Origin of the sequence: Ruminococcus sp. NATIVEDY161, from assembly GCF_045819895.1 — a bacterium.
GTDB lineage: Bacteria > Bacillota > Clostridia > Oscillospirales > Acutalibacteraceae > Ruminococcoides.
Map to the genome: position 1 here is coordinate 2232862 of NZ_CP162392.1, position 19551 is coordinate 2252412.

Sequence of the window (19551 nt, forward strand, 5' to 3'; positions counted from 1 at the left end):
ATTCCGATTTATCTTTTGATTATTATATCATTTTTATTCAATGATTTCCTCAAGAACCCGAACGGCAAGCGCTACCATATCTCTGCAGGTCGTGGTGAATAATTCGTGCTTTACAGCGTATTCTACTCCCTCCTGCGTGGTAATATCACAGCCGAGTATCTCATTGCAGATATATGTTCCGTTTAGTTCCTTAAAGCGATCCAGAAAACGGTTAGTCATCTGATTGGTTTTGTTTCGACTGTCGAGATCGTCCTTATCGGCTTGACCGTACATCATTCCGAGCACCATCAACGCTCCCGAACAAGCTCCGCACACCTCGCCTTTTCTCATTCCTGCGTTAAAGCAGGCGGCGATTTTCAACGCTTGTTCTTCCGTTAATCCGAGCTCGTCGGCATATGCGGCAAGAACAGACTGTGAGCAATGAAATTTATCTTTGAAATAGGATACATTTGAGAATAGGATCGATATATTTTTTATCAGTCCAATCACACTTGTTTTCTCCAGCATCCATTATTGCTTTCTCCCATATTTCATAATCGGCAGGATCCTTTTTGCTTACTGCTTTTCTCAGCATTTTACACAGGGTCTTGTCCTTGAACGACATTGAATCCATATCCCATGCACCACGGCAATAAAAAATCGGAATATCAGATAGTTTATCCTTCATATTATGACTTCTGATCTGCTTAAAAGCATCTTCGTCATATGGGGACGCACAGCAGAAAAACACGATTATCTTCTTATCGGATAATACATCGATATTCCTTTTCAAAAAAGAAAGACCGGCTATACCCATTGCATATATTCCACCGCCTAATACGATGATGTCATATTTTTCGACTTCTTTTATATTCGCTTTTTTCGTTTCGACACATTCAAATCCCGTAGCTTCCGATATCCAATCGGCGTATTTTTTTGTAGCACCGTATTTGGATTGATAAAGAATAATACCTTTCATAATTCTGCGCTCCTATATTTTCCGATTTGTCTTTTTGAAATTATATCATTTCAGTCTGATTTTGTCTATACCCCAAATAAAACAGGCAACCTCATATAAGGCTGCCTGCGATTGCCATAATAGTAAATGCAATAAATCAGAATTTATCGACAGCCTAAGGGAAGATACTTCCGTTTCCAATGAGCACCCTGATAATTCCAATTGCAAACAGATGCGCCGGATAATAGAGATAGAAAAACCATTTCATGCCTTTCCATTTTCCCCTCTCACCGTTATACTGCTTCAAAATCGGTAATGATAACAGCGTACACATCTGAAGGATTCCATACGCTTTGTCCATAAAGATAAAATATACGACTGCATAAATTGTTGTCCATATGAGCATAGTAAGCGATTGTTTCTTGAAATCGCCGCGATTCATGTATAAGTATACCGGACACATAGCCGCCACAGTTGACCAATCCGATGGGAAGGTAATAAAGCAGATAATCAGGATCAAAACAATTTTACCCCACTGCGGCAACTGATCCGTTGTAAATATGACCATCAAAACTACCGACCAAGCAAGCGACCACATCACACTGGTCATATTGAAAAATCCGTTAGGAATAAATGGTATTCCTCCGGCAAAGTTATAGGCAAAATGCGATATTACAGCGAAAAGGAACAGTCGGGCAATATACTTTTTTACGTTTCGAGTGTAATGAAATCCCTCTGCAATAAAGAACCACATAATTGGCGCTGTCAATCTTCCTATCGCGTGAAGAAGCATGACCCACCATATCTTTTGACATCCAGGAAATAGTAGCCAAGTTACATGGTCGATTGTCATCGCAATAATGGCAATCAGCTTTATTTCATTGGAGTTTAGTCCTGTTTTCTTAATTGTATCCATTCCGGTTCTCCTGCAAAACTCCGATTTATCTTTCTATCATTATATCATTTCTGCCTGATTTTGTCTATCCGTCAAACAAAAAAAGACCTTGATGAAAACGAATCCATCAAGGTCAAATTCATTAAAATATGCGATTGTTTTCGCTCTGCACAACTTTCTGCACCGTTTGGTGTAAGTTTGGTGTAAATGGTGTAAATTCGGTACTTCGTGAAGTTCAAAAACCGCATAGATAAGCCACTTTTGAGGTTGTTACTTATCGAGGGACTTCATTGTCGGGATTGACAGTACCGCCGTTTTGTAAGTTGCCAAAAGCTCCTAAGTCCTGTTATTTTCAGGGGTTAAAATCTTTCGATTTTTTATAACCTAACTCAACTTATTATATTGCTTGTTCAAAACGGTGTAAGTTTTGGTGTAAATGGTGTATGCAGTGAAAACGAGATGTCCTTTATTCCTCTGGAATCAAGTACGTTTCAAGAGTTTGAAACTCTGATTTCTTCAATGCCTTTGTCGCATCGGTATAGATATTCATAGTCGTTGAAATATCATTATGACCAAGCGTATCCTGCATTACTTTGATATTTATGCCCGCTTCACACATTCTTGTCGCAAAGCTGTGACGTAATGAGTGGCAACTGAAATGCGGAAGTAATACAGTAGCGTTCTCGTCTTTTAATAATTCCTCGTCATTACAATCCCGTATGATTCTGCGAATCGCTTTATTCAAAGTTCCCTGCTGATAGGTTTTCCCGTTTTTGTTTAAGAAAACAAAATCAGTATATCCATCAATGACCACATTACAACTTATGCCCATTTTTTCCTGATAGTCCCTTTCCATCAAGAAAGCCTCTCTGACTGAATCAATCATCGGCACTTGGCGGTTACCCGCTTTGGTTTTGGGCGTGTTAATATTGAAATAGCAGCCATTCTTAGCAACTTCTTCTCTATGACAATAATACACCAAAGTATGGTTAATGTCAATAAGTCCTCCATCAAAGTCGAGATCACACCATCTAAGTCCGGTCAGTTCTCCAACACGAAGTCCCGTTCCTAACATTACTGCGAATAGTGGATACCAATGATTGTATTGATGATTGTTCCTAAGATAATTCAGGAATAAATCCTGTTCTTCCTTTGTTAATGCTCTCCTTTTTTCCGTCTGGAAAACGTGAGATTTTTTGAGTTCTTTCAAAACGTTATCAGTCGGATTATTCCTGATATAATCATCATCAACGGCTAATTGGAAAACCTGATGTATAACCGTATGAATATTATCTATTGTTGCTGCCTGTAAGTACCGTTGGTCGGCAAGATAATTGTAAAACGTCTTAATATCTGATTTCTTGATAGTTGAAACTCTCTTTTTTCCTAATACGGGGCGGACAAAGGTGTTGTACATATATTTGTAGTTTTGAAATGTATTATTCTTTACTCCTCTTTTCAACTGAACCCATAAATCAAACAGGTCATTCACCGATTTATACCGAGCTTCGGCTTTCAGCCCCTCAAGTTTCTCCTTTGTAATCGCCTTTTCCTGTTCTCGTAAGTCCTCTAAGGTTTTAGCATAAATATAATGCCGATTACCTTTCTTATCACTCCAGCGAAAATAGTAAGAACCATTTTCTCGTTGTCCTTCACCTTTCCTTAAAACTACTCGATTGTTATCCTTTCTTTTGGTTGCCATTTTTCTTACCTCCTAAAACTGTTTTTGGCGTTGCCGTGATATGATTCTATCCCGACAACGCCTTTTTTCCAATGATGCGATTTATACAATCGCACATTTGACAGCCTTGACTTAAATAGAATAAGATTCGTCGATAAACTTATCTAACAGTTTCCTTTTGATAAGTCTTTTACTGCCTACCCAAAGAACAAAGTCACAATCTTCTTTATCAGTGATAGAACGGAGCTTATTCCTACCTATACCTGAGTATGCTGCCGCTTCTTCAACTGTCAGTGTGCTTCTTTCCCAAATCGGAACATTTAAACCATTCTTCCTTGTTGCGTCATTATCCATTTCTGTCCCTCCTCGGCTTTTCATAGACAAAATAATCATAGCCAAAGCCCTGACATTGGTCACACCTATCCTTGATATTGGTCAGCGGATCAACTCGCTTAACAATCAGCTCCGATACATATTTGTACTTGTTCAAGCAGCTCGGACACAGGCACCGGATATTTGCCTTGTTATATCGGGTGTAGTCCCAATAACCGTACAGCTTCATTAAGCCATTATGTATTCGGCGCAAAACATTATCGTCGTTGATGTGTCCTACATAATTGACTAATTCCTCCTTGTTCACAGCTCTCTGCTGTTCGAGCATAATCATTGAAGGATCAGTCAGTCCAAACTTATCCTCCACCAAGATGTGTGAGGGAAGAAAGGTCTTTCTAATGGCGGTGGTAATAGCCGCCACCATAATCGTAGGCGCTTTGAGATTGAAGTTGTCTGCCTGCAAAACAACAACAGGTCTGTAACCGTTCTGTATCGAGCCTTCATTCTCACCATAATCATAAAGGTAAATGTCACCACGTCTGATTTTTCTAACATTTTTGTTGTTCATTCTAATTCCTCTTTTCATTAAGTATTGTCGAAAGTAATTAACCCTTTCACTTATACCTAATGGGAGAGGTCATTTTTGAAGTGTTTTTCAAAAAAAGTTCTTAATTTTTTTATAGCGCAATCCACTGAGTATTTTGCACCTCTTGGGCTACAGCCTGTTTCTTCACCTATTTCTTTATATGTCATCTGATCCTTGAAGCGCAGAACAACTCTTTTTCTTTCGATTTCTTTTAAGGTAGACAATGCGAGTTTTATTGTTTGGGTTTCAATCCACCCGTCAACAAAGTCAGATGATAACAAGCTGTGATTTCTTTCTTCTGTCGTTCCGTCCTCATATTCAAAAAGGCTATGATAGAGATAATCTCTTATTTCAAATTTCTTTTCATTTCTTTTGTAGTCATTACTTATCTCAAGAAAAGCGCTGGACATAAAGACGTAGGGCATATACAATACCAATTCCGAAGAATACAATTCTTCGATATATTCTTGAGATAAATCTGAAATAACAGCATATCTTTCTTTTCCTGTCCAATTCTCGTATTCAAGAGTCAGGTCGATAACAGAATAGTTTTCATTGCTTTCAATAATTGTTTTCATCAGTAACTCCTTTTCCGGAGCTGCCTGATGAAAAGATAAAAAGCCACTTGATCCGTCGCCAACTGCCACAAGATAGACCTATACCTTATATATAAGGTATAAATCTAAATCAAGTGGCAATAGGAATCAACGCATCAAGCGGCTCCAAGCTCAAACTTGCTTTTTATAGTTTTTTAATATTTGATTTTGTTGGATAATATTAGAAAAAATTGGTTAATGTTAGTGGCTGGACGCCATTCTGAATGATATAGGTGGGAAAACGATTATCTCGCCGCAGTTAGGACATTTCTCGCTTGTGTAGCTATGTTCGCCCTTTAAGACAACAGATAGCTTATAATCACAGTATGGACATAAGCGAGCTAATCGCAGCTCTGACTTGCACCTTGTCCTCAATCTATCCTGTTCTTCTTTAACTCTTGCGTAACGCTCAGGATCATTTTCTTTTGCATTAAACTTTGCCAATTTCATATACCTCCATCATAATACACATTCGTTAAGTCATAGGGATTGCTAAAGAAGTTTTTCTCGACCAAGCCAAGCTGTGTAAGCCTGATAGATAGAGCCGTTTTTGAAACTCCCAAGAAATCCGCCATAGCTGAGAATTGTTCGTATTCGTATGTTGCATAAACCTTATTAATCATCTCAATCTTATCACCCAAGCTAAAAAGAAACATAGCTTGTTTGATTAATTCTTCCGGCATAAGTATAACCGAAGCAATTCCATTTGCTTGCCATTCCTCCCAATCCATTCTTTTGTGCGGCTGTGGTTGTGAAAGACAGAAATGTATTTTTTTATAGCTCCCGCCATATTCATTCGGAAATAGCATTTTCAATATTTGATGACCTGCTTCGTGTGATTTGGTAAAATTACATCTACCAATTTGGGAAACATCATCATTCAAGTCCCTTTCTATAAGGATTGTTTTGCCGTCAAGTTTGCAGTAGCTTTCTTCATCAGCACAGTCAAACACCTTATATGCTACATCACTATAAGCTGTTGTTAAACCGAGGACAGAGCCGTCCAAAGATAAGTGATGATATTCAAGATTCAATCCCAAAACGTCCCTAATCAGTACATCAGGGGTGATTCTGTAAATAGTCTTACCTACAAAATCGGGTAATCTCATATACGCTTGAATAACTCTATTTCCTATAATTTCAATATCCTTTCGTGACAGATATTTCAATTATTTGTTCCTCCTATATTGCTTTAAATTCGACAAACCATTTTCCGTTTTCTTCATCAAAAAGGTATGTCTGCTTTCCGCAGATAGACACTGTGTATCGAATACCTGTTCCGCCAACCTTTGTAGCTGCTGCACGACAGCGGTGAATTAAGCGGTCAATATCAAATTTTCGTCCATCTTCTAATGTAATTGAACGAGGACGACAAGTGCCATCGGCGTTATGGTCGGCATTGACAGAAACATAGACCTTATTTCGTTTTTGTTCCATATTCACACCTCAAATTCGTTGCGGGCAGCAACAATGCGTCCTACATATTCATATCCGTCAATCTCTGTTTCGGATAGCTTAAACTCCTTTTTCTTATTGACAAAACACGACAATTCCCCTTTGGCGTACTCAATTTCTAAATCGACAAACAGGATTGTTCCTTCGACAATATCATAGGATAGAAAACGATTCCCATCATCAGCTATCAAAGCTATATATGTGCTTTGTCTTTCGGTCAAAAACTGTGGAGCATCCACATACCCCTGTATATTTTCTGTTTCTACTGTGAACATAATTACCTCCTACTTGACTAATCCTGTTGGCATAGTAATCTCAACATTTCCCATCGGAATACCAATCTCCTGCAATAACACGGCATTTCTTATGCAGCGTTTACCAAACCTCTGTCGAAGTTTTTCAACACAGCTATCCAGCTTTTCTTGTTTCTCGGCTCGCTCATAATCAAAGAACAAATCAATCTGTTGCGGCATATCCTGCGGAAACAGGTTAATTGCCTGAATAGTTACCGATCTAATAGGATTTCTCCAATCATATCTTTTTCTGAATAGCTGAAAAGCATATTGTGCTAAAACCAATGGTGATTGCGTCACCATCTGCATTTGCGTCTGCCACTGCTTTGAGAACAAGGTATTATCCCTAACATAGATAGCAACGGCTTTTGCAACCTTTTGATGTACACGCAGCTTATGTCCGATGCCTTGTGTCAATTCTAAGAAAACACGCCAAACTTCTTCTTCGTTACTCAAATCTACAACCGTTGTGATTCCGTGTCCGATACTCTTAACAGGTGAAACAAACTTAATATCCTTAACCGTAGAATTATCTCTGCCGTTTGCATATAACCATAGTGATACTCCGTTCTTTCCTAATATCCTTTTTATAAAGTCATAGTCAGAATTTGCTAAGTCACCGATTGTTCTTATGCAGTAGTTATTAAGGACTCTTGTCGTAGCTCTCCCTACGCCGAGTAAATCGGAAGCCGGTAAGCCCCAAATCTTTTCCCGGAAGGTTTCTTTTTCAAAGACTGTTACAGCGTCAGGCTTTTTATAATCAGAGCCTAACTTTGCAAATATTTTGTTAAAAGAAACGCCGACGGAGATGGTCAAGCTAAGTTCAAACTTTATCCTCTCACGAATCTCATTAGCAACATCTACCGGATTGCCAAACAGCTTTTTTGTGCCGGAAATATCAAGCCAACACTCGTCCATACCGTAAGGCTCTACCTGATTGGTATAATCACAGTAGATTGCTTTTGCCAATTTGGAATACTTCAAGTATTCTTCGTAATGAGGTGGTACAACAACTAAATCAGGACACTTCTGTTTTGCCTGCCATACTGCGTCACCTGTTGCGACCTTGAATGCTTTGGCTTTATAATTTTTTGCAAGTACAATGCCGTGCCGTTCCTCAACTGATCCACAAACAGCAACGGGATACTGTTTCAATTCAGGGTTTAGCATACATTCGACAGAAGCATAAAAGTTATTCATATCGCAATGCAAAATATTTCGTGTCATTTTTGTAATACCTCTTGACTTAATTCACAACTTAATGTAGAATACAAGTAGTAATTCACAAGTTACTTGTGGGTTACATACCCATTATACACAAGATACTTGTGAAAGTCAAGAGGTAATTTTAATCATTCACAAGTTAGTTGTGAAATCAAGGAGGTTGTAATAATGACATTTGGTGAGAAACTTCGTGAAAGCCGAGCGAAAAAGGGAATGACACAAAGCGAGCTTGCCAAAGCAGCGAATCTCGGACTAAACACAATTAGTAATTATGAAAGCGGAAAAACATATCCCAAGAAAAGAGAAGTATATGATATACTCGCAGAGATCCTTGAGGTTGACGTTAATTATCTCCGAAATGAAAATGAGGAGTTTATTACTGAAGCATCTGAAAAATATGGATATAGAGGTAAGCAACAAGCCGATCAGCTTGTACAGGAGATTGGCGGCTTATTTGCAGGCGGTGAGCTGTCCGATGATGAAATGGATGGCGTTATGAAAGCTCTCCAAGATATATATTGGGAGTGTAAGGCAGAAAACCGGGAAAAATATACCCCAAAAAAATTAAAAAAATCTGACGAGTAGCGGAGCAAAGTCCGTTTTTTGGGACACTTCTTGATTTATAATTATAGTAGGCAGTAAAAAATTCGGCCTAAATTGACAAAGTGAAGTTAACGTTTTAAGGGAAAATTTGGAGAGTTAGCGAAAGCTCACCTTGACAAAAGTGCAGGGTATATATTTGGATATTTCCAGATTTTCGGAGCCTTTTAACGCAGTCACCGCCCTAAGGCGGCTTGACCTTGACGGGTTGGTGAGAAAAATGCTACACTCGTCATTTTGAAGGCGAAAACGTTTGGATATTTCCGAGTTTCCGTCGCCTTCAAAAACTTTTCAGCATTTTTCTCAGCGTTCAGTCAAGGTTGACGGTCGGTGTGGTAGAATGATTTCGGTTACTGCCTGCGGAAAGCAGGTAATTATGAGCAGAATCAATTTATCACAAAGAATCATTATTGAAAGTGGAATTTATCAACGACTTTCATTAACCGAAATTGCCCGTAGAATAGGCGTATCGAGAGCATCGGTTTCTAAAGAAATTCGGATGAACCGAACTCCTGCCAAAGGATCTAAGCCGCACGGAAATGACTGCCGGTTTGCCAACGAATGCGAGGAAAAGAATCTTTGCTGCAACTTTGACTGCAAACGCAAATGTGTTTGGTGCTTTGACTTTAATTGCAGAGAGCTTTGCAACAAGTACGACAACTCCCCCTGCTCTGTTCTCCAAAAGCCGCCGTATGTTTGCAATGTTTGTTCCCGCCGCAGGAATTGCAAATGCGACCGGTTTTACTACATGGCGAACCAAGCCGACGCGATGTCCAAAAAGCGTTATTCCAAGGCGCGAAAGAAAACCCACGCAGACGAGGATGAGCTGAAACGCATTGACTCAATTGTTTCCCCACTGATTCGCAAAGGACAGCCGATTTCGCATATCTATGCGGAACACGGCGATGAAATCGGCGTTTCACCGCGCACCTTGTACCGTTACATTGACATGGGTTGTTTGAAGGTCAACAACTTTGATTTGCGCAGGAAGGTTTCTTACAAGCAGAGAAAAAAGAAGCGTGAAGAATCTGAGGCGTTTCAAAACCAGAAGTTCAGACAGACGCGAACCTACCTTGATTTTGTGAAATATATGGAGAAGCACCCTGATATCAACGTTGTTGAGATGGACACGGTCAAAGGATGCCGGGAACAGGGAAAACGGATGCTGACGCTGCTGTTTCGCAAGACGAATCTGATGCTGATTATGCTGATGAGGGACGGCAAGGCGGCAACGGTTGTGGAACAGTTTGACTACCTGACAAGCCTTGTCGGGGTGGAAAATTTTCGCAAAATTTTCCCGGTTATCCTGACTGACAACGGCAGTGAGTTCAAGTACACACAGGAGCTTGAAAAGACGGATCAGGGCGTTCAGAGGACACGTTTGTTTTACTGTGATCCGCAGGCGTCTTGGCAAAAGGCTCAGCTTGAAAAGAACCACGAATATATACGCTATGTTCTGCGTAAAGGCAAAAGCTTCAACCCTTACACACAGGACGATATGGTGCTTTTGATGAACCATATTAACAGCACCAGACGGGAAAAGCTCGGGGGCAAATCTCCATTTGAAGCGGAAGATCGAAAGGAAGTAAAGCTTCTTCTGAAAATGCTGGGGTTACACGCGATTCCCTCCGATGAGGTCAATCTCAATCCCACATTATTAACAAAGTAAATTAACGATTTTGCGGGCAGTGACCGGCTATATTGCTTGAAAAGGCAGGTCGGTTTCACTTTGACAAAATCGAGAGGCGGTCTGTCAGCTTTGCTATGCACTGATGATTGCCACATTAAGTAAAACCAGCTTCGTTTCCGCGTTTTGAACGTCGAAACAGGCTCAAATTTCAATCAGCTTGGACGAAATTGACCGCTAACGTGTTTTTACCTTAGCTTCACTTTTTCATTCAAGCGTAAAAAATTCGGGCTGATTTTTCTCGAATATGCTGTTTTCGGTAAGCGTTAATTAAGAGGTGAGCTTATTGCAATTCATAAAACGACTTAAACACTTGTTCATTTCAAGAAAACATTGCAGTCATAATTGCATATGGTGTAAGTATTATGCAGATTGTTGTATAGAAATTATAAGGAAGCATTAAGACAAGGATATATATTTTGCAAAACACGATTTATTGTAAAAGCATAAAGAAAACAAATAAGAATAGTACACTATATGTTGTTCTTCTGTTACTCATAATAACTCTTTCATTTACAAGTTGTACATTTAGCGAAGGCAGTGAGGTTGACTATTCTACAAAAAAAGAAACGTGCGAATCTTCCAATACTGTTCCGGCAACAACAATAATTCCGACTTCTTCTCCTGTTACCGAACAAGTTACAGAAAGCACTGTTTCAAAAATAACAGAAACAAAAAATCCCATCAATACCATTTCAGAGTTCCCTGAGTATTCAGGATCTGCATTTGCTGAGATTAATGGAAATGTCCCTTTCTTTACCCAAAGTGATTATACTACTGAATGCTTTGAATCATACAGTGACCTTGATGTAAAAGGTCGTTGTGGTGTAGCTTACGCTTGTATAGGGATAGACACTATTCCAACTGAACAGCGTGGTGCTATCGGTATGGTTAAGCCATCGGGCTGGCATACTGTTAGATATGATGATGTGATTCCAGATAAGTATTTATATAATCGCTGTCATCTTATTGCATTTGAATTATCAGGTGAAAATGCAAACGAAAAGAATCTCATTACTGGGACACGTTATATGAATATAGAAGGTATGCTGCCATTTGAGAACAAGGTGCATAACTATGTCGAGCAAACAAATAACCACGTTCTGTATCGTTCATCTCCTATTTTCAAGGATGATAATCTTGTAGCTAATGGTGTACTTCTTGAAGGGTATTCGGTTGAGGACAATGGTGCTGGTATTTGCTTCTGTGTTTTTTGTTATAATATCCAACCCGGAATAATAATAGATTACAGCAATGGAGATAGCTGGCTTGAAGATTCCGTGTCAGATAATAACAATACAGTTAAAGATAATCAATATAGTGATTCAACAAAATATATACTAAATACAAATACAAAGAAATTTCATTATCCTTCCTGTTCGTCAGTTTCAGATATGAAAGAAAAAAACAAAGAAGTATTTGAAGGCACTCGTGAGCAAGCCATTGAGATGGGTTATTCTCCTTGTAAGCGATGCAATCCTTAACTAAAATAAAAGGAATAATCATTCCTATTAGGGTGGTGATATTATGATTGATTCATTTTACATTTACTCTAAAGCGACCGAAATGGTTAAGCAAACAGGCACTCGCAATCCTATGAAGATTGCTTCCGAAATTGGTATTATGCTCCGTTATTCAGAGGAATTAGATAAACTGTTGGGACTTTACACATATCGCTGGAAGCACAGAATTATCCTTCTTAATGATAAGATGGAGGAAATAATGGCACGAATGGTCTGCGCTCACGAGCTTGGACACGATGCCCTTCATAGAGATATAGCCAAAGGCGAGGGGCTTAAAGAGTTTGTGCTTTTTAATATGAAAGACACAACGGAATATGAAGCCAACGCTTTTGCAGCACATCTGATAATTGACGATGATGACATTTACTCAATGAGTAAGGAAAAGTACGATGTCGTTCAGATGGCAAAAATGCTGAATGTGAATATCAATCTCGTCCTGATAAAACTCCAAGAGCTTAACAAACTCGGTTACGATTTTAGAGTTCCTTGTGAAGCAGATAGCTTTTTCTTCCGCAAGCCGAAAACATTGACCAGCAATGAATTAAACTGAATCATTCTCTGTGAAAGGACATAGGAATATATATGTTTCATACCTTTGACGAATTAGCAGTTATTTACAATAAAATTCTTGATGGCACAGCAACCGAACAAGAAAAATGGGATTTGGAAGTGGATCTGAGATTAGGTTGTATGGTCGCAGATGGGGCTTTGAAGATTATACAAAAAAAAGCAGAAGAATTAAGACAACAATCATAAGCTGTAAAGAGTAAAATAAACTTCTCAAACCTATTAGCACCCTTGTTTTAATTTCTCTAAAAACCATTTTCAAGCAAACGTATGTATTGAAAGGCATTTTATAACATTGTATAATGAATGCACAACCGTGTGATCACAAGTTTAGGAATACAGATATTTGAGGAAAATCATATTATGGATGATAATCATTTTGCTAAAAATAACATTTGTGTACAAATGGGCTTATCGGTAGATGACGATAAGTATGAGTTTTTGTCAGATGTTTCAAAAGCACTGGCACAGGCAGAAACTGAATTACAGGAAACGCAAGCTCAAATAGCAGAGAATTTAGAAACAATAAAACTATTAACTCCGGAATGTGATAAACTTGATTACGCATTAGCTGCGTCAAGCGGTGCTATTTGTGGCGTTATTGATGTATTCCTTGTTGGAAAACCGGGTGAATCGCCGCTTGGCAATATTACTGACAAATGGTTTGAGAATAGAACAAAGGATTTTGCAAAGCTATGTGGGTGGGATTCAAAGGAGAACCCTTCTGTATCATCAGCGATAAAATTCCTTGAAAAGAAGTTTAAGATACCTTACGACCAGCGTGGCGCAGGTGATGCAGCAAGTTGGATTTTTAACCTAAATCCGAAGAACCATCACTTTAAATCATTAGCTCACAATCCGAGCGTGTTAGGACTATTTTTTTCTATTCTTGATCAATTTGCTAACACATCACATTTTGTATCTGAAGGAGAATTGATTTCGCTACAAGAAGCGGACGGTAAGTTTGAATTGCGTGGAAATAACGCAATAAGCAAATTGTTTTGCGGATTCGCTAATTGGATAGGACATTTAGTGTCAGATACATCTGGTTCGTCCGGCAGTAAAGGTCGAGGAATGGGAGTGCCTTCACCGTTATGGTGTTGGACAAATGACGTTATTGCTATCAAAAGGAAATTAAAAATTCCAGTATCGGAGTTTGATAAATCTGTTAATAATCTTGCATTGCAAATCTATGAAAAAGGATACGATGCACGTTTTCAAACTACACAAGGTATTCCTGTTTTTATAAATGAATTAGTAGTTCGTTTGATGTATTCCATTCGTAGATTTATAAAGTATATTTCAACAACTAAAGCTGAGGAACGCTCACTTTCGCTCCTTTGGAAAACTTGTGAGCCATTTTCCAATGCTACTGTAAAACGAATGTTGACAGTTGCGCACGGAACATTCTGCTTGATAGATGTTGGCGATGCCGTGATTCGTGGATTCATCACAGGTGGCGGATATTTTAATGTAGTAGAGTTCGTTCTCCGCCTAAATATTGTTGGAATAGGTCGTCTTTCAATCTCATTGTTTGGTGAGATGACAAGAACCATTAGGAAGTCCGATTTAACGAATGAAGTATATTTATTGGATAGAAAAACAGATATTATCAATTATTATATTGATGGGTTAAAGCTGTTATCAAATATTTATGATGATCGAAGTTTGATAAACTTCATAGACGATTTTGAGCATAGTGATTTTTATTTACAAGCCTTTGCAAAATCGGTAGAATTAGCAGAAAAGAGAAATGTTCCCGAAGATAAGATTTTAAGGACAAAAGAAGATATTGATGAGTATTTTGTGGTGAAGAAAAATGAAATTTAAAAGAAAACCGTCAAAACTAAAACTTGCTCAACAGGCAACTGAAGAAGCAATAAATAAAACCAATGAACGGATTGATGAGTTAGGCAAACACACTAATGACTTATATGGTGAATTATGTGCTATTCAAGAAGCTTTTGATAATATCAGAAATGTACCATCGGATAAAAAAATAGAGTATGATAAGTTTAAGGAAATACGGTCAAATTGGAAACAACAGGCAGAGAAAATTGAAACTGACTACAAAGCGGCTCAAGCTAAACAAGCTGGCGCAGGTGCTGCCGGAGCAGGTCTTGGTGTCGCCGTTGTTGCAATGGGACCTACTGCTGCAATGGGAGTTGCTACAACATTCGGTGTTGCATCAACAGGAACAGCTATATCGTCTTTAAGCGGCGCAGCGGCAACAAATGCGGCTTTAGCGTGGTTGGGTGGCGGTGCTGTTGCTGCTGGCGGTGGTGGAATGGCTGCCGGTGAAGCGTTTTTGGCTTTAGCCGGACCGATTGGCTGGGCAATCGCAGGCGTGGCACTTGTTACAAGTGGACTGCTTATTTGGAAAAATATCGTTGACAAAAAGCATATTGAGGACGTTTTTACTCTAATTAGCGAGCGTGATGTTAAATCATATGAATTAGCGATTGTAGAGATAAACGAGAGAATTGTCAGAATTGATGACGAAACTGAAAAACTACACAAGGCGACCGAAAGGATTAATTCTTTTGGACTTGACTATAACAGAATGTCAGAGGCACAACAATACGAGTTGGGCGCATATGTGAACTTAATGTCATCTTCGACGCAATTGTTAGTAAATCCAATTGTTGGAATACTCCCGAAATACACGGAAGATGATTATAATGAGTATCTTTCGTGGAGAGAAGAATCAAAAGATGGAGAAAACAAGAATCTAATAATATGTTTATGTAATCTCTTATATAAAATTGATCTAAACGATAGAGATAAAAAACTATTAAGAAAGTCGATTAAGAAAAATAAGAATATGTTAAAACAACTTGAAGTCAAAAAGAAAGATGTAAGGTCTGATATTATGACTGAGGTTATGGATGCGTTGAATCACAAATATGACTTATGCGAATAGTTAATTGTGTTTAGGTACAAACTTAATACTTTAGCCTATATAGAGTGCGTGAGGGACAAGCCCTACGACCGCACACCAACCTACCGAAAGGCAAGGTGGTAATGCTTGAGCGATAGGTGCTAATATAAAAAATGCGCCTATCAGACGATGGGCGCTGTACTTTGCTCTCTTTTAGGAATATACATTTACTCAGGAGGATTTCTTATGTCACACACAATTAAACAACTTTCTCAAATGGACGGCAGAGTATATGTCTTTTTCAAGACAGAAGCACTTTGTCAGCAGTTCCTGTCCCAAGCAGAGCAGGAAGGCTTCACATTCCAAGACGGAGTTAAACCTACGGAACGGCATACAAGTGATATTATCGCTGTCAACAACGATTTTACAATCAATTATGTCGGCTCTGTTGGTCACGTCGCTTTCGGTAGCAATGTCAAAAGAATTGGCAATGAAAAGTTAATCCGAATAGAGTATGAAGATTATATTTCAGAATTCTATTCATAGAGAGGACAATGAATTATAATTAATCTCTTGATTTTATTCGCCCCGTGGAATATAATGTAGTATAGTTTATTTATTGGAGGAAGAATATGGGCTTTATGACTGCAAGTCAGGCAGCGAAGAAATGGAACATTTCACAAAGAAGAGTTCAAATATTATGTTCAGAACATCGAATTGATGGTATATTTAAGCTTGGCGATAATTGGGCTATTCCTGAAAATGCTGAAAAACCCACCGATAAAAGGCGAAGGGAGAATAAGAATTGTGAGAAAACTTAATGTAATTGATCTATTCTGTGGATGCGGAGGTTTTTCAAAAGGCTTTGAACAAGCTGGATTTAATATAGCATACGGAATAGACAACTGGATAGATGCAACAGTAACCTACAAACATAATTTCCCAGCTGCAGTAATAAGCAACGAGGACATAACAGATGTCAGAGGAGACAGCATTTTACAAGCTACTGGCTTGAAAAAAAATGAGATTGATGTTGTTATTGGAGGTCCCCCTTGTCAGGGCTTCTCTCTATCTGGAAAAAGGTTGTTAGATGATCCGAGAAACAAATTATATAAATCTTTTGTTGATATAGTTTCAGATTTGATGCCGCCAATTTTTGTTATGGAGAATGTCCCCGGACTTGTAAGGTTGTTTAATGGGAAGGTAAAAGATTCTGTGATTAATGATTTTTCAGAATTGGGCTACGATGTTCAAATGCAAATTCTTTCATCTGATAATTATGGTGTTCCTCAACAAAGAAAAAGGGTTTTCTTCGTTGGAATAAATAAAGAAAAAATACATAATACCGAACATTTTTGTTTTCCTAGCTCTACACACGGCGAAGGCACAGAAAAACCACTAATCACTTGCAAAGATGCTATTTCTGATTTGGATTTTATTCCTGATGACAAAGTAGTAGGTGAATGCATAGATTATGAAATATCGCCGCAAAGTGATTATCAGGTACTAATGAGAAAAAACAGTTCAAAAATAATGAATCATTCTGCGACTATTCATACAGCTAAAACTAAGAGCATAATTGCAATGGTACCAGACGGAGGAAACTACAAAGACTTGCCACAAGAACTTTGGAGCACAAGAAAAGTCCATATAGCTTGGACTAGAATGAACAGCAATAAACCTTGTTTCACAATTGATACAGGGCACAATCATCATTTTCATTATAAAGAAAACAGGGTTCCAACTGTTAGAGAATCTGCAAGAATTCAGTCGTTCCCGGATAATTTTGAATTTATTGGAATAAAAACCAGTCAGCTTCGTCAGGTTGGAAATGCTGTTCCGCCGTTGCTTTCAGAAGCGATAGCCAAACAGGTTAAGTCAGTTTTGGAGAAAGGATAATTATGTACGATCATACAAAACAATACAGATGTACTATTATCAGGGGAAAATCGAAAAAGGAAATGGATGATTTTTTGCCTGTATATGCAAAGGTTATAGATGAAATATGCCCTTGTTCTGAATCTGAGTTTGAAAGCTTATTTAACAATGCATTTATCCGTTTTCTTCCCGAATCTGATAGAATTAAGAAAACTATGGATAATCACAGAACTGAAATTGCTGGTAAATTATTTGGTATGTATTACAGAGCAGACGATGGTATTGTTTATGAATCAGAAAGAACTCAAAAGTTTTTGGAAGATAACGATCAGCCTGCATTTTTTAAGGATATATGCTATAAAATGCAATTTCCTAATGGTACACAAAAAGTAGGTACAACCGTTAGGCAGAGAGTTGCTGACGGTATTTGTATTCGTCCGATTGCTTTTGTTTTAAAAGTTTTACTGATAGCTAAACAAGCCAATGTTTTTATTACCAAAAGAGAGATTGGCTATTATATTTTGAATTCACTTGATGTTCTTCAGGGTAATGCCAGCCCATACGAAGTCTTTGAACAAATAGTTAAAGACCAAAAAGATGGAACGGAAAGAACCATCATAGTACCGGGAAAAGCGACATCATATAATTGGCAGCATATCAAGGAACAACTTAATTATCTTGAATTGGCAAATCTTATTCGTTTTACTGATGACAAGAGAGTTGTCCTTAATCTAAATGAATTACAGACCATCGAGCTTTTCGCTGCAGATTACGATAAAAAGCCCGAATTTGACGTGTATTCATATGATCTATCATCGTTGGACGGAAGAAAAGTATTTCAGTTGGATTGGGACTATTATTTTTCACAGATTTCTGCTGTTTCAGACCAATTCGCTACATCTGCAGAAGCTTTACTGTTTGACGGAACAGTAAAAGACGAACAAAAGTCAGAAGGAAAGCCTAAGCCTGCAGTGAATCTAACTGCCTTTGGTGATGAGGGTGAAAGTATCGTTTATGAATATGAGAAAAAGAGAGTTTCTGAATTTAATACACGCCTTGCCAATAAAGTATTATCTCTTGGCAGGACCAAAGGAATAGGATATGACATTCAATCTGTAATAGCTGAACCGGGAGATATGGCGGAATTTGTAAAGTATATCGAAGTAAAATCCACAAAACGCTTAACTTGTCCTGATATGAATGATGATTTGTGGGTAGACACATTGAATGTAACAAGAAATGAGTGGATTGCAGCTCAGCAACACGGAAAGTTCTATTCTATTTTTCGAGTGTATTTTACTCGTGATGGAATTTTTATGTTTGTAATAGCTAATGTTGCAGAAAAGCTTAACGACGGTCGAATGACTGCTGTCCCAATGACGTACAGGGTTGATTTCAATAAATCGTCAGTTGACAGTGTGATTGTTCCTCAGTCATAAAGGAGATATATATGTATAAAGTAGTTTCTCTTTTTTCCGGCTGCGGCGGCGCAGATTTGGGAATAATAGGAGATTTTGAATTTAACGGCAAAAAGTATGAAGCAAATCCGTTTGAGCTTAAATATGCTATAGATATTGATCAGAAGGCGCTCAATACACACAAACTAAACTTCAATTGCAGTAATGTCGTTTGTGGTGATATTTGTGATATTGACAGTTCGGAAATCCCAGATCACGATGTATTGATAGGCGGTTTCCCCTGTCAGTCATTTAGTACGGTTAATCCTACAAAAGACCCTTTCGATGACCGTGCAAACTTGTATAAACAAATGGTTAGAATCGCAAAAGACAAACAACCTAAAGTATTTATAGCTGAAAATGTTAAGGGTCTTCTCACATTACATAAAGGTCAGATTATTTCTAGAATAATAAAGGCGTTTGAAGATGCCGGATATACGGTTAATAAACAATTAATACGGTGTGCTGATTACGGTGTTCCTCAAAAGAGAGAACGTGTTATTATTGTAGGAATTCGAAATGACATCAAAATGGAATATGAATACCCAGAAGCACCTAACATTGATAATTGGGTTCCGTTATCAGTTGCAGTTCCAAAATTAGCAATTGAGGAAAAAAAATATTATTTTTCAGAAAGAGCTGTTCAGGGTATGAAAAATGCCAAAAATAATATGAAACGTGGGTTAGCCCAAAACTTGAATGAGCCTTCTCTTACTGTAACCAGTCATTTAGCAAAAGTAAGTTTGAATTCTCGTGATCCTGTATTATTGGTTAATCCAGAGAAAGAGCTCTATCGGAGGTTCACCCCAAGAGAAGCTGCTAGAATACAGTCCTTTCCTGATACATTCCAGTTTGCGGGTTCTGAAACAGATGCATATAGACAAATTGGAAACGCTATTCCTCCAGTGATGTTTTGGTATATTGCTCGTAGTATTTTACCTTATTTAGACTAATATGT

General features: G+C 38.2%; 23 protein-coding genes and 1 riboswitch. Of the genes, 12 read left to right on the forward strand and 11 right to left on the reverse strand.

Going from position 1 to position 19551, the window contains the following annotated elements:
• Nucleotides 1–33: 33 nt before the first annotated feature.
• The 11 genes from AB1I50_RS10670 to AB1I50_RS10720 form a co-directional block, all read right to left on the reverse strand.
• The gene (locus AB1I50_RS10670) at nucleotides 34–489 is read right to left on the reverse strand and encodes a C-GCAxxG-C-C family protein (protein ID WP_407723988.1); all 456 of its coding nucleotides are present in this window, start codon (nucleotides 487–489) and stop codon (nucleotides 34–36) included.
• Nucleotides 428–958, reverse strand: coding sequence for a flavodoxin domain-containing protein (locus AB1I50_RS10675; RefSeq protein ID WP_407723989.1), 531 nt, complete (start codon nucleotides 956–958; stop codon nucleotides 428–430). The genes AB1I50_RS10670 and AB1I50_RS10675 overlap by 62 nt, the downstream gene beginning before the upstream one ends.
• Nucleotides 959–1112: 154 nt before the next feature.
• Nucleotides 1113–1853 (reverse strand): TraX family protein, encoded by a 741-nt coding sequence (locus AB1I50_RS10680; RefSeq protein WP_407720779.1) that lies wholly within the window; start codon nucleotides 1851–1853, stop codon nucleotides 1113–1115.
• Between the two features lie 445 nt (nucleotides 1854–2298).
• Nucleotides 2299–3534 carry a site-specific integrase gene (locus AB1I50_RS10685; protein ID WP_407723990.1) on the reverse strand — a complete coding sequence of 412 codons (1236 nt, stop codon included), beginning with the start codon at nucleotides 3532–3534 and terminating at the stop codon, nucleotides 2299–2301.
• A gap of 111 nt (nucleotides 3535–3645) precedes the next feature.
• The gene (locus tag AB1I50_RS10690; protein ID WP_407723991.1) at nucleotides 3646–3867 is read right to left on the reverse strand and encodes an excisionase; all 222 of its coding nucleotides are present in this window, start codon (nucleotides 3865–3867) and stop codon (nucleotides 3646–3648) included.
• Nucleotides 3860–4414, reverse strand: a complete 555-nt coding sequence (locus AB1I50_RS10695; RefSeq protein ID WP_407723992.1) for a type II toxin-antitoxin system PemK/MazF family toxin — start codon at nucleotides 4412–4414, stop codon at nucleotides 3860–3862. Before AB1I50_RS10695 ends, AB1I50_RS10690 begins: the two co-directional genes overlap by 8 nt.
• 56 nt (nucleotides 4415–4470) lie before the next feature.
• Complete coding sequence (locus AB1I50_RS10700; protein WP_407723993.1) at nucleotides 4471–5010, reverse strand: sigma factor-like helix-turn-helix DNA-binding protein; 540 nt, start codon at nucleotides 5008–5010, stop codon at nucleotides 4471–4473.
• 464 nt (nucleotides 5011–5474) lie between these two features.
• Entirely contained in the window at nucleotides 5475–6197 is a 723-nt protein-coding gene (locus AB1I50_RS10705; RefSeq protein ID WP_407723994.1) for an ImmA/IrrE family metallo-endopeptidase, read from the reverse strand.
• A 13-nt stretch (nucleotides 6198–6210) separates the two neighbouring features.
• Nucleotides 6211–6465, reverse strand: a complete 255-nt coding sequence (locus AB1I50_RS10710; protein WP_407723995.1) for a hypothetical protein — start codon at nucleotides 6463–6465, stop codon at nucleotides 6211–6213.
• 2 nt (nucleotides 6466–6467) lie between these two features.
• Nucleotides 6468–6758 (reverse strand): hypothetical protein, encoded by a 291-nt coding sequence (locus tag AB1I50_RS10715; protein WP_407723996.1) that lies wholly within the window; start codon nucleotides 6756–6758, stop codon nucleotides 6468–6470.
• A 9-nt stretch (nucleotides 6759–6767) separates the two neighbouring features.
• Nucleotides 6768–8003, reverse strand: coding sequence for a DNA polymerase Y family protein (locus tag AB1I50_RS10720; protein WP_407723997.1), 1236 nt, complete (start codon nucleotides 8001–8003; stop codon nucleotides 6768–6770).
• A gap of 165 nt (nucleotides 8004–8168) precedes the next feature.
• On the opposite strand from AB1I50_RS10720, the gene AB1I50_RS10725 reads away from it, so the two are divergent.
• The 12 genes from AB1I50_RS10725 (at nucleotide 8169) to AB1I50_RS10780 (ending at nucleotide 19546) form a co-directional block, all read left to right on the forward strand.
• Nucleotides 8169–8585 (forward strand): helix-turn-helix domain-containing protein, encoded by a 417-nt coding sequence (locus tag AB1I50_RS10725; RefSeq protein ID WP_407723998.1) that lies wholly within the window; start codon nucleotides 8169–8171, stop codon nucleotides 8583–8585.
• Nucleotides 8586–8853: 268 nt separating this feature from the next.
• Complete coding sequence (locus tag AB1I50_RS10730; protein WP_407723566.1) at nucleotides 8854–10269, forward strand: IS30 family transposase; 1416 nt, start codon at nucleotides 8854–8856, stop codon at nucleotides 10267–10269.
• Between the two features lie 437 nt (nucleotides 10270–10706).
• Complete coding sequence (locus tag AB1I50_RS10735; protein WP_407723999.1) at nucleotides 10707–11771, forward strand: DNA/RNA non-specific endonuclease; 1065 nt, start codon at nucleotides 10707–10709, stop codon at nucleotides 11769–11771.
• Between the two features lie 43 nt (nucleotides 11772–11814).
• Nucleotides 11815–12360, forward strand: coding sequence for an ImmA/IrrE family metallo-endopeptidase (locus AB1I50_RS10740; RefSeq protein ID WP_407724000.1), 546 nt, complete (start codon nucleotides 11815–11817; stop codon nucleotides 12358–12360).
• Between the two features lie 32 nt (nucleotides 12361–12392).
• Nucleotides 12393–12566 (forward strand): hypothetical protein, encoded by a 174-nt coding sequence (locus AB1I50_RS10745; RefSeq protein WP_407724001.1) that lies wholly within the window; start codon nucleotides 12393–12395, stop codon nucleotides 12564–12566.
• Nucleotides 12567–12740: 174 nt separating this feature from the next.
• Nucleotides 12741–14207 (forward strand): hypothetical protein, encoded by a 1467-nt coding sequence (locus AB1I50_RS10750; protein ID WP_407724002.1) that lies wholly within the window; start codon nucleotides 12741–12743, stop codon nucleotides 14205–14207.
• Nucleotides 14197–15300 carry a hypothetical protein gene (locus tag AB1I50_RS10755; protein ID WP_407724003.1) on the forward strand — a complete coding sequence of 368 codons (1104 nt, stop codon included), beginning with the start codon at nucleotides 14197–14199 and terminating at the stop codon, nucleotides 15298–15300. Before AB1I50_RS10750 ends, AB1I50_RS10755 begins: the two co-directional genes overlap by 11 nt.
• A 32-nt stretch (nucleotides 15301–15332) precedes the next feature.
• Nucleotides 15333–15419, forward strand: a riboswitch (SAM riboswitch).
• A gap of 85 nt (nucleotides 15420–15504) precedes the next feature.
• Nucleotides 15505–15804 (forward strand): hypothetical protein, encoded by a 300-nt coding sequence (locus AB1I50_RS10760; protein WP_407724004.1) that lies wholly within the window; start codon nucleotides 15505–15507, stop codon nucleotides 15802–15804.
• An 86-nt stretch (nucleotides 15805–15890) separates the two neighbouring features.
• Nucleotides 15891–16079, forward strand: coding sequence for a DNA-binding protein (locus AB1I50_RS10765; protein WP_407724005.1), 189 nt, complete (start codon nucleotides 15891–15893; stop codon nucleotides 16077–16079).
• Nucleotides 16066–17157, forward strand: a complete 1092-nt coding sequence (locus AB1I50_RS10770) for a DNA cytosine methyltransferase (RefSeq protein ID WP_407724006.1) — start codon at nucleotides 16066–16068, stop codon at nucleotides 17155–17157. Before AB1I50_RS10765 ends, AB1I50_RS10770 begins: the two co-directional genes overlap by 14 nt.
• 2 nt (nucleotides 17158–17159) lie before the next feature.
• Complete coding sequence (locus tag AB1I50_RS10775) at nucleotides 17160–18575, forward strand: protein NO VEIN domain-containing protein (RefSeq protein ID WP_407724007.1); 1416 nt, start codon at nucleotides 17160–17162, stop codon at nucleotides 18573–18575.
• An 11-nt stretch (nucleotides 18576–18586) separates the two neighbouring features.
• Nucleotides 18587–19546, forward strand: coding sequence for a DNA cytosine methyltransferase (locus AB1I50_RS10780; RefSeq protein ID WP_407724008.1), 960 nt, complete (start codon nucleotides 18587–18589; stop codon nucleotides 19544–19546).
• Nucleotides 19547–19551 lie beyond the last annotated feature (5 nt).